Below are 13346 nucleotides of genomic sequence, written 5' to 3'. Positions count from 1 at the left end.
ACGGCCGGTTCACTGAATCGGTCGTGGCGACTACGCTGGCTTAATTGATAGCAGGGAGGTTTCATGAAATTGCTACCGCTTCAGGCTGCCCTGGCAGCCGTCCTGTTGAGCACTGCGGCGGGCCTCTCGGCCAAGCCGCTGGTAGTCTGTACCGAAGCCAGCCCGGAAGGCTTCGATATCGTCCAGTACACCACGGCGGTGACCGCCGACGCTTCAGCCGAAACCGTGTTCAACCGCCTGGTCGACTTCAAACCCGGCACCACCGAGATCCAGCCGGCCCTGGCCGAGCGCTGGGAAATCAGTGACGACGGCCTGACCTACACCTTCCACCTGCGCAAAGGGGTGAAGTTCCACAGCACCGAGTACTTTACCCCGACCCGCGAAATGAACGCCGACGACGTGCTGTGGAGCTTCCGACGACAGCTGGACCCGAACCACCCGTGGCACAACAAGACCAGCATCGGCTTCCCTTATTTCGAGAGCATGGGTTTCAAGGACCTGCTCAAGAGCGTCGAGAAAACCGACGATCACACCGTGGTCTTCACCCTCACCCGCCCGGAAGCGCCATTCTTGCCTGACCTGGCCATGGCCTTCACCTCGATCTATTCCGCCGAGTACGGCGACCAGTTGCTCAACGCCGACAAGACCGCTGACCTCAACAGCAAACCCATCGGCACCGGCCCATTCATTTTCCAGCGCTACAACAAGGACGCCCAGGTCCGCTACAAGCCCAACCCGGACTACTTTCGCGGCAAACCACCGGCCGATGCGCTCATTTTCGCCATCGCCACCGACAACAACGTGCGCCTGCAGAAGCTCAAGGCCAATGAATGCCAGGTGGCGCTCTATCCCAAGCCCGATGACATCCCCAGCATCAAGGCCGACCCCAAGCTGAAAGTCGCCGAGATGGAAGCCCTGACCACCGGTTACATCTCGCTCAACACCGAGCACAAATACCTGAGCGACGTGCGCGTGCGCAAAGCCATCAATATCGCCTTCGACCGTCAGACCCACGTCGACCAACTGTTCGGCAAGGGTAATGCACTAGTTGGCATCAACCCCTATCCACCAACGCTGATGGGCTACAACACCGCCAACCGGAACCCGCCCCGCGACCTCGACAAGGCCCGCGCCCTGCTCAAGGAAGCCGGAGTCCCAGAAGGCACAGTGCTGACCCTGTTCACCCGCAACGGCGGCGGCCCGACCAACCCCAACCCGCAATTGAGCGCGCAGATGCTCCAGGCCGACCTGGCCAAGATCGGCCTGAAAGTCGATATCCGCGTGATGGAATGGGCCGAAATGCTGCGCCGGGCCAAGAAGGGCGAGCCCGACATGGTGTCTGCCGGCTGGGCGGGTGACAACGGCGACCCGGACAACTTCCTCACCCCGCTGCTCAGCTGCGATGCGGTGAAAAGCGGCGAGAACTATGCCCGCTGGTGCAACCAGACATTCCAGACGTTGATCGACGACGCCCGCAAAGTAACCGACACGGATGAGCGCGCAGCGCTCTATGTAAAGGCGCTGGCGGTGTACGATGAAGACCAACCGTGGATCAGCATGGCGCATCCGAAGATGTTCACCGCCATGCGCAACAACGTGGAGGGGTATCACATCAACCCCCTCACCAATAACAACTTCGCCACTACCCAGGTGAAGTAGAACAAGAACGGCCGCCAGCCCCTACCCGGGTGCTGGCGGGCATGCCTGACCGGCTGATGAGGTACACCAGAAGATGTTTAGTTTTATTGCCCGGCGCCTGGGATTACTGATCCCGACCTTTTTCGGCATCACCTTGTTGACGTTCGCGCTCATACGACTGATACCCGGTGACCCGGTGGAGGTCATGATGGGTGAGCGTCGGGTGGATCCCGAGATGCATGCCCAGGCCATGGAGCGCCTCGGCCTGAACAAGCCGCTGCCAGCGCAGTACCTGGACTATATCGGCAAGCTCGCCCAGGGTGATCTGGGTGAATCGCTACGTACCCGCGAAAGCGTCTGGACCGAGTTCCTAGCGCTGTTCCCGGCGACCCTGGAACTGGCCATCGCGGCGTTGTTTTTCGCCGGGGTGATCGGCCTGCTGGCCGGGGTGATCGCCGCCCTCAAGCGTGGCTCGCTGTTCGACCACGGGGTCATGGGTATCTCCCTGGCCGGCTATTCGATGCCGATCTTCTGGTGGGGCCTGATTCTGATCATGTTCTTCTCCGTAAGCCTGGGCTGGACCCCGGTTTCCGGACGCATCGACCTGCTTTACGACATCGAGCCGAAAACTGGCTTCATGCTCATCGATACCCTGCTCAGCGATGAGGAAGGCGCATTCAAGGACGCCCTGATGCACCTGATTCTGCCGGCCATCGTCCTCGGTACCATTCCACTGGCGGTGATCGCGCGGATGACCCGCTCATCCATGCTCGAAGTGCTGCGCGAAGACTACATCCGCACCGCCCGGGCCAAAGGCCTGTCGCCTGCGCGAGTAGTGTTCGTGCACGGCCTGCGCAATGCCTTGATTCCGGTGCTCACCGTATTCGGCCTGCAGGTCGGCACCTTGCTCGCCGGTGCGGTATTGACCGAAACCATCTTTTCCTGGCCGGGCATCGGCAAATGGCTGATCGAAGCCATCGGCGCCCGTGACTACCCCGTGGTACAGAACGGCATCCTGTTGATTGCCTGCCTGGTGATCCTGGTCAACTTCGTCGTGGATATCCTCTACGGCCTGGCCAACCCACGCATCCGTCATCAGCGCTGAGGGCCCAGTCATGACTACCCCACTTGCAAAATCTGTCACCACTCAGGCCACCGCTGTCGACCAGAGCCTGCTCTACCCCTCGCCCTACAAGGAGTTCTGGCAGGCGTTCTCGCGCAACAAGGGTGCTGTGGCCGGGCTGATGTTCATGAGCCTGATCGTGTTCTGCGCGCTGTTCGCGCCCTGGGTGGCGCCACACAACCCCAGCGAGCAATACCGTGACTTCCTGCTGACCCCACCGGTGTGGCTCGAAGGCGGTAACTGGCAGTTCATTCTCGGCACCGACGAACTGGGCCGCGATCTGTTGTCGCGGCTGATCCAGGGCTCGCGCCTGTCGCTGCTGATCGGCCTGTCGTCGGTGGTGATCTCGTTGATCCCGGGGATCTTCCTCGGCCTGCTGGCCGGGTTCTTCCCGCGCATCCTCGGCCCGTCGATCATGCGCTTGATGGACGTGATGCTGGCCCTGCCGTCGCTGCTGCTGGCCGTGGCCATCGTCGCCATCCTCGGCCCTGGCCTGATCAACACAGTGATCGCCATTGCCATCGTGTCGTTGCCGTCCTATGTGCGCCTGACCCGCGCCGCGGTGATGGGTGAACTGAACCGTGACTACGTCACTGCCGCGCGCCTGGCCGGTGCCGGCCTGCCGCGGCTGATGTTCGTCACCGTGCTGCCCAACTGCATGGCGCCGCTGATCGTCCAGGCCACTTTGAGTTTCTCCTCGGCGATTCTCGATGCCGCAGCCCTGGGCTTCCTGGGCCTGGGTGTCCAGCCGCCGACCCCCGAGTGGGGCACCATGCTGGCCTCGGCCCGCGATTACATCGAACGCGCCTGGTGGGTGGTGAGCCTGCCGGGGCTGACCATTTTGCTCAGCGTGCTGGCAATCAACCTGATGGGTGACGGACTGCGCGATGCGCTGGACCCGAAGCTCAAGAATGCCGCCTGAGGAGATTGCCATGTCACTTCTAGAAATCAAGAATCTGAATGTGCGCTTTGGCGATGCCAGCGCGGTGCCGGTGGTCGACGGTCTCGACCTAACGGTGAACGAAGGCGAAGTCCTGGCCATTGTCGGCGAGTCCGGCTCAGGTAAATCGGTGACCATGATGGCGCTGATGGGGCTGATCGACGCCCCTGGGCGGATCACCGCCGACGCCCTCACCTTCGACGGCACCAACATGCTCAAACTCAGCGGTCGGCAACGGCGCAAGGTAGTCGGCAAGGATATGGCGATGGTCTTCCAGGACCCGATGACCGCCCTCAACCCTAGCTACACCGTGGGTTTCCAGATCGAGGAAGTCCTGCGCCAGCACCTCGGCCTGCGTGGCAAGGCTGCCCGTCAACGCGCCCTGGAACTGCTCAAGAAAGTCGAGATTCCGGCCGCCGAAAGCCGCCTGGACGCCTACCCTCATCAACTCTCGGGCGGCATGAGTCAGCGCGTGGCCATCGCCATGGCCATCGCCGGCGAGCCCAAGCTGCTGATCGCCGACGAACCGACCACCGCCCTGGATGTGACCATTCAGGCACAGATCATGGAGCTGCTGCTCAACCTGCAGAAAGAGCAGAACATGGCCCTGATCCTGATCACCCACGACCTGGCCGTGGTCGCCGAGACTGCCAAGCGGGTCTGTGTGATGTATGCAGGGCAAGCCGTGGAAGTCGGTCAGGTGCCGGAGCTGTTCGATTTTCCCGCGCACCCCTACAGCGAAGCGCTGCTGGCGGCGATCCCCGAGCACAGCGAAGGCGCCGAGCGCCTGGCGACCTTGCCGGGTATCGTTCCCGGCCGCTATGACCGCCCCGAAGGCTGCCTGCTTTCACCGCGCTGCCCTTACGCCCAGGACAATTGCCGCCGGCAACGCCCGACCCTCGATCCCCAGGCCCATAGCCAGGTCCGTTGTTTCTACCCGTTGAACCAGGAGGTGGCGTAATGACCGTCGTCCTTACCGCCCGTGAACTGACCCGCCACTATGAAGTTTCCCGTGGCCTGTTCAAGGGCTATGCCCTGGTCCGTGCGCTTAACGGCGTGTCTTTTGAACTGGAAGCAGGCAAGACCCTCGCCGTGGTCGGCGAGTCGGGCTGTGGCAAGTCGACCCTAGCGCGAGCCCTGACGCTGATCGAGGAACCCTCTTCCGGCTCGCTGAAAATTGCCGGCCAGGAAGTGGCCGGGGCCAACAAAGCCGAACGCAAGCAACTGCGCAAGGATGTGCAGATGGTGTTCCAGAGCCCCTACGCCTCGCTCAACCCACGGCAGAAGATTGGTGACCAGCTGGCCGAACCGCTGCTGATCAATACCAACCTGCCGAAGCGCGAACGGCGGGAAAAAGTCCAGGCCATGATGCAACAGGTCGGCCTGCGTCCGGAGCATTACCAGCGCTACCCGCATATGTTTTCCGGCGGTCAGCGCCAGCGCATTGCCCTGGCCCGGGCGATGATGCTGCAGCCCAAGGTGCTGGTGGCCGATGAGCCGACCTCGGCCCTCGACGTGTCGATCCAGGCCCAGGTGCTGAACCTGTTCATGGACCTGCAGAAGGAGTTCAACACCGCCTACGTGTTCATCTCCCACAACCTGGCAGTGGTGCGCCATGTGGCCGACCAGGTGCTGGTGATGTACCTGGGCCGTCCGGCGGAAATGGGGCCCAAGGAAGATATCTACAACAAGCCATTGCACCCCTACACCCAGGCCCTGCTGTCGGCCACCCCGACCATCCACCCGGACCCGCTCAAGCCGAAGATCAAGATCGCCGGCGAGTTGCCCAACCCTTTGAACCCGCCATCGGGTTGCGCGTTCCACAAGCGCTGCCCGTATGCCACCGAGCGTTGTGCCTCTGAGGAGCCAGCGTTCAGGCAGGTGGGGACGCGGCAGGTGGCGTGTCACTACGCCGAGCAGTTCCTCTAAGTCTATCGCGGGTCAAGCCCGCTCCTACATGGACCTGTAGGAGCGGGCTTGACCCGCGATGAAGCCCTCCATCACTATCCTCCAATGACCCTAGACCCAATCCCCGACGGCCCGGAACAAACCCCGGAAACCGCCGCCACTGTCCTGCGCTACCACCTGTGCTGGAAGCATCGCGACCTGGACGGGGTGATGGCCTTGTACCATCCGGATATCCAGTACAACGACTTCTTCCTGAACCGCGTGATGCACTTCGCCGAGCTGCGCGAGTACGTGCGCGTCAGCATGCCCCGTGAGGCCGATGAAGACATCGTCCACAGCGACCGCATCCGCGTCGACGGCTGCACCGCTTTCATCCAGTACCAGGTCACCCTGCGCGGTGGCGAAGGGCTGGTGGCGTTCCAGTCCAGCGAAGCGATCACCGTGCGCGACGGGCTGGTCTGGCGGGTCAATGAATATGCCTCGCTGGTACGCGAAGCCAAGCCGCAATCCGGTCAGGGTGATGTGCGCCCGACCATGAGCCGCCTGGGCCTGTCACCCCGGCAACTGAGCTCCATGGCTCAGGATCTGGAACAGTACTTCCAGCGCCAGCAACCCTACCTTGACCCGGAACTGGACCTGCAACGGGTAGCCCGCGAGAGCGGATATAGCCGTAATCAGATCTCGTACCTGCTCAACCAGGTGCTCGGCCAAAGCTTCTACCGCTACGTCAACCAGGCTCGCCTGCAGCACCTGCTCAATGGCCTGGAGCAAGCGCCGGGCAACGCCAAGATCGACGACCTGGCGTTTGCCGCCGGCTTCAATTCGCTCTCGGCTTTCTACAAGTGTTTCCGTCAGCACACCGGGCTCTCGCCCAAGGCCTGGCTCAAGCAGAATTCTCTGCGTGCACGCAGCTAAGACAACGCCCCCCGCCTGCTTCTAGGATCGCCCACAGACCGTAACGGATGTGGAGCCGAAGACAATGCAGGCATGGCGCAAGATCAGCCTCTGGATGGACCAGCTGGAAGAACCGTTGAGCGCTCGCCCAGGCTTGCAGCAAGACCTGGACGTGGACGTCTGCATCATCGGTGCCGGCTACACCGGGCTGTGGACTGCCTACTACCTGAAACTACACGCTCCGCAACTGAACATCGCCATCGTCGAAGCCAACATCGCCGGCTTCGGCGCCTCCGGGCGCAACGGTGGCTGGCTGATGGGCAATCTGCTGGGCGAGGACCGCCTGCTCGCTGGCAGTTCCCCCGAGCAACGCCGCGCCTCCTATGACCTGCTGCATGGCATTCCCGATGAAGTGCAGGGTGTGCTGGAGCGCGAAAGTATCGACTGCGACTACCGTAAAGGTGGCGTGCTGTATTGCGCGGCACGCTACCCGGAGCAGCAAGCTACCCTTCGCGCCTATCTGGACAAGCTCTACAAGCAAGGCCTGAACGAAGCCGACTACCGCTGGCTGAGCCCGGAACAACTGGCCAGCCAACTGCGCATCAGTAAACCCTATGGGGCCATCTTCAACCCCAATGTGGCAACCATTCAACCGGCCAAGCTGGTGCGCAGCCTGGCGCGCACGGTGGAGCGTATGGGCGTGCGTCTCTACGAGAACAGTCCGGTGATTGACTGGCGTGCAGGTGAGGTGCGTACGGCCCAGGCACGGGTCAAGTGTCAGTGGCTGGTGCCGGCCGTCGAAGGCTACTCGGTCAACCTGCCGCCGCTGGGGCATTACCAGATGCCGGTGCAGAGCCTGCTGGTGGCCACCGAGCCCCTGCCGGAGCACATCTGGGAAAAGATTGGCCTGGACCGCGGTCAGGCCTTCAGCGAAAACAGCCGTCAGGTCACCTACGGCCAACGCAGCGCCGACAATCGTCTGGTGTTCGGGGCTCGTGGCGGCTATCGCTTTGCCGGGCGCCTGCGGGAAAACTTCGATCTCACTGACAGCGAAATCGAATTGCGTCGCTACCTGTTTGGCGAGCTGTTTCCGCAGCTCAAGGACGTCGCCATCACCCACGCCTGGGGCGGCAACCTCGGCATGGCCCGGCGCTTCCAGCCACACATGCTCTGTGATCGCAAGCAAGGCATCGCCCTGGCCGGTGGCTACGGTGGCGAAGGGGTGGGTGCCAGCAACCTGGGCGGACGGACCCTGGCCGAGCTGATTCTGGAGCGGCGCAGTGAGCTGACCGAACAACCCTGGGTCTACCCCGACAGCACGTTGTCCAGCCTCAAAGGCTGGGAGCCGGAGCCGTGCCGCTGGCTCGGCTACAACGCGATCATCAAAAGTTTCGTCCATGAAGACCAGACCCTCGCCAACCCGGACAGCGCCCCCTGGCGCCGACGCTTGGCCAGTGGTGTGGCGGACTTCATGGAAGGTTTCATGCGCTGATTTTTCGTTCCCCCTGCACAGGATCCACCGGTATGAGCATTACCCAGTTCAAAAACACCGACACTGTCGCTTTGCAAGAATCAAATCCGGTCGCCGTGCCCCTCGGTGAGCCGGTGTCGATTGCCTCGGTGACCGCTGTCGAGCGCAGCGACGGCGTCGAAACCGGCATCTGGGAGTGCACCCCGGGGCGTTGGCGGCGGCAGATTGTTCAGCAGGAGTTCTGTCACTTCATCAAGGGCCGCTGCATCTTCACCCCTGACGGTGGCGAGCCGCTGACCATCGAAGCCGGCGACGCCATCATGTTGCCCGCCAACAGCACCGGAATCTGGGATATCCAGGAAACCGTGCGCAAAACCTATGTACTGATTTTCTGATCATTTGATCGCCTGCCTCCTTCAATAAAAACAGACAAAGCAAGGAATCCAGACATGCGCCCATTGCTCATCGCCCCCCTGTTGTTGGCTACCGCCGTCGCCCAGGCGGCCGATTCGGTGAAAATCTACAACTGGTCCAGCTACATCGCCCCCGATACCCTGAAAAACTTCCAGCAAGCCAGCGGTATCGTGCCGACCTACGACGTGTTCGACAGCAACGAGACCCTCGACGGTAAGCTGATGACCGGCAACTCCGGCTACGACGTGGTGTTCCCGTCCAACCACTTCATGGCCCGGCAGATCCAGGGCAAAGCGCTGAAAAAGCTCGACAAGAGCCAACTGCCAAACTGGCAGAACCTCAATCCGGTGCTGCTCAAGGCACTGGAGGTCAACGATCCGGGCAACCAGTACGGCTTTCCCTACCTGTGGGGCAGCACCGGAATCGGCTACAACATCGACAAGGTCAAGGCCGTGCTGGGCGACAATGCGCCGGTGGACTCCTGGGACCTGATCTTCAAGCCCGAGTACATCAGCAAGCTCAAGAGTTGCGGCGTGGCGGTGCTCGACAACGGTCCGGAGCTGCTGCCAATCGCCCTCAACTACCTGGGCCTGCCGCACCACAGCCAGGACCCGAAGGACTATGAAAAAGCCAAGGAACTGCTGATGAAGGTGCGCCCGTACATCAGCTACTTCCATTCGTCCAAGTACACCGGTGACCTGGCCAACGGTGACATCTGCGTGGTGGTGGGCTTCTCGGGTGACGTGCTGCAGGCCAAGAACCGTGCAGCGGAAGCGAACAACGGCGTGCAGGTCGGCTATTCGATTCCCAAGGAAGGCGCGCCGATGTGGTTCGACATGGTTGCCATGCCGGCCGATGCCCCGGACGAAAAAGCCGGCTACGCCTACATGAACTACCTGCTGCAACCGGCGGTGATGGCCAATATCAGCGACCATGTGCAGTACGCCAACGGCAACCTCAAGGCTGACACAATGGTGGACCCGGCCCTGAAGGCCAACACCATGATCTACCCGAGCGACGAGATGCTCGGCAAGCTGTATGCACTGGAGGCAATGCCGGCCAAGATCGACCGCATTCGTACGCGGATCTGGACCAGCATTAAAGCGGGGAATTGAGACAATCGCGGCAAGCCCGCTCCCACCGCTGAACACTGTGGGAGCGGGCTTGCCCCGCGATGTTTTTAGTGGTGCTCGCGCGTCGCGCGGAATTTCACGTCCGGCCAGCGCTCTTCCATCAGCGCCAGGTTGACCCGGGTCGGGGCCAGGTAGGTCAGGTGACCACCGCCGTCGATGGCCAGGTTTTCCACGGCCTTGTTCTTGAATTCCTCAAGCTTCTTCTTGTCGTCACAGCTGATCCAGCGCGCCGACCACACGGTGATTGGCTCGTAGGCGCATTCGACCTTGTACTCTTCCTTCAGGCGGCTGGCGACCACATCGAACTGCAGCACACCGACGGCGCCGAGGATGATGTCGTTGCTGCGCTCGGGGAAGAACACCTGGGTTGCCCCTTCTTCGGCCAACTGCTGCAAGCCCTGGCGCAATTGCTTGGACTTGAGCGGGTCTTTCAGGCGCACGCGGCGGAACAACTCCGGAGCGAAGTGCGGGATACCGGTGAAACCCAGGGCTTCGCCTTCGGTGAAGGTATCGCCGATCTGGATGGTGCCATGGTTGTGCAAACCGATGATGTCACCGGCCCAAGCCTCTTCCAGTTGCTCACGCTCGGAGGAAAAGAAGGTCAGCGCGTCGCCGATACGCAGGTCCTTGCCGGTACGTACGTGACGCATTTTCATACCCTTCTCGTACTTGCCCGAGCAGATACGCATGAAGGCAATACGGTCGCGGTGCTTGGGGTCCATGTTCGCCTGGATCTTGAACACGAAACCGCTGAACTTCTCTTCGACCGGCTCGACGCTGCGCTCGTTGGCAACGCGTGGCAACGGACGTGGTGCCCAATCGACGACGGCATCGAGCACATGGTCAACACCGAAGTTGCCAAGCGCGGTACCGAAGAACACTGGCGTCAACTCGCCGCGCATGAACTCGCCCTGGTCGAATTCGTGGCAAGCGCCCTGCACCAGTTCCAGCTGTTCGAGAAAACGCTCGTACTCGTCACCCAGGTGCGCCCGGGCTTCGTCGGAGTCGAGCTTCTCGATGATCTTCACCTCGGTACGCTCGTGGCCGTGGCCCGGGGTGTAGACGATGATGTAGTCACCGGCCAGGTGGTACACGCCTTTGAAATCGCGGTAGCAGCCAATCGGCCAGGTGATCGGCGCGGCCTTGATCTTCAGTACCGCCTCGATCTCGTCGAGCAGTTCGATCGGATCACGGATATCGCGGTCGAGTTTGTTGATGAAGCTGACGATCGGCGTATCACGCAGACGGCAGACATCCATCAGAGCGATGGTCCGTGGCTCGACGCCTTTACCACCGTCTAGCACCATCAGCGCTGAGTCGACCGCGGTCAGGGTGCGATAGGTATCTTCGGAGAAGTCTTCGTGACCCGGGGTATCGAGCAGGTTGATCATGTGCTCGCGATAAGGGAACTGCATCACCGAGGTGGTGATGGAGATACCACGCTGCTTCTCCATTTCCATCCAGTCAGAGGTGGCATGGCGGTCGGACTTTCGCGATTTCACCGTACCGGCAATGGCAATCGCCTTGCCCATCAGCAACAGCTTCTCGGTGATGGTGGTCTTACCCGCGTCGGGGTGGGAAATAATGGCAAACGTGCGTCGGCTGTTGACTTCATTGACAATTTTGCTGTCGGACATCGTTCTGGATCTCGATTGTGTACGCTGTTATGTACACAGTTGAAAAGGTGCCCTTGGCCGATTGCACAGGCCAGCGCAGGAAATCGCGCATTGTAACAAAAGGTGGTCGGAATTGCCCGAAACGACGGTGTCCGCCCGCCTCTCTCACTCCTCGGGATTGAGCGCAAAGCCTTGCTGGACGAGATGGTGGCGAATTGGTAGCGTCAGATTTGCACAGCCATCCATGCAGCATTTTTTACGGACTCGCCAAGATTGCTGCGCCGTCGTCCAAGCTTGATAAACGCTTGCAGGGTGACGAGGACAGTTGTACGACATCCATTAACACCAAGCTCGGGGAGAAGCATGAGCGAGAGTTCTTTCAGGTCAATTCGGAATGGCACAATTGCTTCTGTGATTGCTGGTTTTGTTATGTTGTTAGTACCAGATGCCAGAGCATATATCGTAAGATTTTTTTCTTGGGTGTGGTCTGGCGTGACATGGTGCTGGAGCAGCCTCATGTCCTCGTATGCTTTGCCAGGCTGGATATGGATTATCGTTTTTTTATTCGCTCTCATAGGCGCGGATCAGCCTAGCAATTCTCGGATATTAGAGATTAAAGGTCTTTGCACGACCGTCCAACAGATAATTTCGGTCTAGAGCGTCACGGTAAAAAAATCATACCTCAGGCGGTGCCACTACTTCGGTCGCCAGCAGTGACCTATTTTTGATGCGAAAGATCTCGTCCGGCCATGGCTGGCCTGACTCCGTATGCATCTTGAAAGTAGCGACTGAACCTACTAATGTTCACGAAGCCCCACCGTAAGGCCACCTCGGTGACCGAAAGTGACGGGTTTTGAAGCAGGTCGTTACCAGGGTCAATCATGTTGGGAGTCGTTCGCTTTTGCCCTGTAATCGTCACACACTTTGTTCACACATGTTTGAACGCTCGAGAATATTTGTTTCAAGACTCGCCTTGGAATTCGTTGAGTGTTCGCTACAGTACTTATCTCAATACGTGGTAATGCGGGCAACAGTGAGCTGTGGATGACAGGTGTTGCTCTGGGCACGAACGACCGCTCACTCAGACCGATACCTGCGCCCGCATTGATGGCGTTGAATACAGAGAAGTTAGAGTCGGAAGTAAACTCGACGCGGGATTCAACATTGGAGTTCTTCAATGTGTTGATCGAAATCTCGCGACACACGCAACCTTGAGGAAAATGGACCAGAGGAATCGGTTGCCCAGGGTTAACCAGTTTTTTGTCACCTATCCAGCATAACTCTTCGAAACGGATATGTTCGGAATTCTTGAGATATTTACCTTCCGGGGCGGCAACAATCGCTAGATCCAGCAGATCCTGTTCAATATCCTTAAGCAACAATCCAGAAGTCTTGCAGGTCACACTGATGTGGATGGTAGTCGGCAACTGTTTAAGAGATTTGATAATGTCGTGAAGGAAGAAAAGTGAGTAATCATCGGGTAACCCCAGGCGGAGATCATAGCTTCCCACCTTCTCTTTGAGGGTGAATAGGCTGTCGTTCATGCCTAGTATCTTTTCGGCAGTCAGCAGAACCTCTTCACCCATAGGAGTTAGTTTGAAGCGTTGGTCTCCGCGTAGAAAAAGTTGTAGGTCCAGCAGTTCCTCAAGCTTCTTGATCTGCATGCTAATAGCGGGAGGCGTTTTGCAAAGCAAAGTCGACGAACGGGTAATACTGCGGGTTTCGCTCACGGACTTGAAGGTACGCCACAGATTTGTATCTATATCAAAAATTCGAGACATAACTTATTTTTCTTGACTTGACTCATATGGAGGTTACGATCAATCCACTCACGCATGCTGGATGGAGGCGATCGGCACCTGAACGTGACAGTCCACGCGATCCTGTAAATTTGCTAATGATTAGCCTGAAGACTGGAATTAAGCAAGAGCGCACCGGGTGGATGGTGACAATTACCACCAAAGCATGGTGGGTCGTCCATTTACAAATTGCGGCCGGCCGTCGCAAAAGGCCGCGATGTTGTCCGAATTCATATGCAACCGGCTCATGATCGACATTGTCGGCTCGAACCGGTGACACATGAGCAAAACGCCCTCTCGCCGACGAGCTGCTAGTGTTCTGTCTCAAAAATAAATTTCCTACTTGAGCTACTCTTCCATAGTCAGCCGTGACATGGAGTGCCGCTATGAACTCTCAAGACATCGTGCTC

Annotated in this window: 13 protein-coding genes; 9 read left to right on the top strand and 4 right to left on the bottom strand. The window is 59.5% G+C overall.

Features of this window, described 5'->3' with window-relative positions; all coding sequences use genetic code 11:
* Window positions 1-63 precede the first annotated feature (63 nt).
* From ACRESH_RS11830 to ACRESH_RS11790, 9 genes are all read left to right on the top strand, one after another.
* Window positions 64-1659 (top strand): ABC transporter substrate-binding protein, encoded by a 1596-nt coding sequence (locus tag ACRESH_RS11830; RefSeq protein ID WP_431742169.1) that lies wholly within the window; start codon window positions 64-66, stop codon window positions 1657-1659.
* A gap of 73 nt (window positions 1660-1732) precedes the next feature.
* Window positions 1733-2743, top strand: coding sequence for an ABC transporter permease subunit (locus ACRESH_RS11825; protein WP_038614460.1), 1011 nt, complete (start codon window positions 1733-1735; stop codon window positions 2741-2743).
* 10 nt (window positions 2744-2753) lie between these two features.
* Window positions 2754-3683 (top strand): ABC transporter permease subunit, encoded by a 930-nt coding sequence (locus ACRESH_RS11820; RefSeq protein WP_431742168.1) that lies wholly within the window; start codon window positions 2754-2756, stop codon window positions 3681-3683.
* Between the two features lie 10 nt (window positions 3684-3693).
* A complete protein-coding gene (locus ACRESH_RS11815; protein ID WP_431742167.1) occupies window positions 3694-4662 on the top strand; it encodes an ABC transporter ATP-binding protein in 969 nt (322 codons plus the stop codon).
* The gene (locus ACRESH_RS11810) at window positions 4662-5630 is read left to right on the top strand and encodes a peptide ABC transporter ATP-binding protein (RefSeq protein WP_431742166.1); all 969 of its coding nucleotides are present in this window, start codon (window positions 4662-4664) and stop codon (window positions 5628-5630) included. Before ACRESH_RS11815 ends, ACRESH_RS11810 begins: the two co-directional genes overlap by 1 nt.
* Before the next feature lie 84 nt (window positions 5631-5714).
* Window positions 5715-6524, top strand: a complete 810-nt coding sequence (locus tag ACRESH_RS11805) for a helix-turn-helix domain-containing protein (RefSeq protein WP_431742165.1) — start codon at window positions 5715-5717, stop codon at window positions 6522-6524.
* 64 nt (window positions 6525-6588) lie between these two features.
* Window positions 6589-7995, top strand: a complete 1407-nt coding sequence (locus tag ACRESH_RS11800; protein WP_431742164.1) for an NAD(P)/FAD-dependent oxidoreductase — start codon at window positions 6589-6591, stop codon at window positions 7993-7995.
* A 32-nt stretch (window positions 7996-8027) separates the two neighbouring features.
* Window positions 8028-8369: a cupin domain-containing protein gene (locus ACRESH_RS11795; protein WP_431742163.1), complete on the top strand. Its 342-nt coding sequence runs from the start codon at window positions 8028-8030 to the stop codon at window positions 8367-8369.
* A 54-nt stretch (window positions 8370-8423) separates the two neighbouring features.
* Window positions 8424-9503, top strand: a complete 1080-nt coding sequence (locus ACRESH_RS11790; RefSeq protein WP_431742162.1) for a polyamine ABC transporter substrate-binding protein — start codon at window positions 8424-8426, stop codon at window positions 9501-9503.
* Between the two features lie 65 nt (window positions 9504-9568).
* On the opposite strand, the gene ACRESH_RS11785 is transcribed toward ACRESH_RS11790, so the two are convergent.
* The 4 genes from ACRESH_RS11785 to ACRESH_RS11770 form a co-directional block, all read right to left on the bottom strand.
* Window positions 9569-11158: a peptide chain release factor 3 gene (locus ACRESH_RS11785; RefSeq protein ID WP_431742161.1), complete on the bottom strand. Its 1590-nt coding sequence runs from the start codon at window positions 11156-11158 to the stop codon at window positions 9569-9571.
* A 203-nt stretch (window positions 11159-11361) separates the two neighbouring features.
* The gene (locus tag ACRESH_RS11780; RefSeq protein ID WP_431742160.1) at window positions 11362-11655 is read right to left on the bottom strand and encodes a hypothetical protein; all 294 of its coding nucleotides are present in this window, start codon (window positions 11653-11655) and stop codon (window positions 11362-11364) included.
* Window positions 11656-11855: 200 nt separating this feature from the next.
* A complete protein-coding gene (locus tag ACRESH_RS11775) occupies window positions 11856-12020 on the bottom strand; it encodes a helix-turn-helix domain-containing protein (RefSeq protein WP_431742159.1) in 165 nt (54 codons plus the stop codon).
* Window positions 12013-12918: a LysR family transcriptional regulator gene (locus tag ACRESH_RS11770; RefSeq protein WP_431742158.1), complete on the bottom strand. Its 906-nt coding sequence runs from the start codon at window positions 12916-12918 to the stop codon at window positions 12013-12015. The genes ACRESH_RS11775 and ACRESH_RS11770 overlap by 8 nt, the downstream gene beginning before the upstream one ends.
* Between the last annotated feature and the right edge of the window lie 428 nt (window positions 12919-13346).

This window comes from Pseudomonas sp. (assembly GCF_050739775.1).
Lineage (GTDB): Bacteria > Pseudomonadota > Gammaproteobacteria > Pseudomonadales > Pseudomonadaceae > Aquipseudomonas.
The sequence above is the reverse complement of the archived record's forward strand: the minus strand, read 5'-3'. Positions and strand labels throughout refer to the sequence as shown.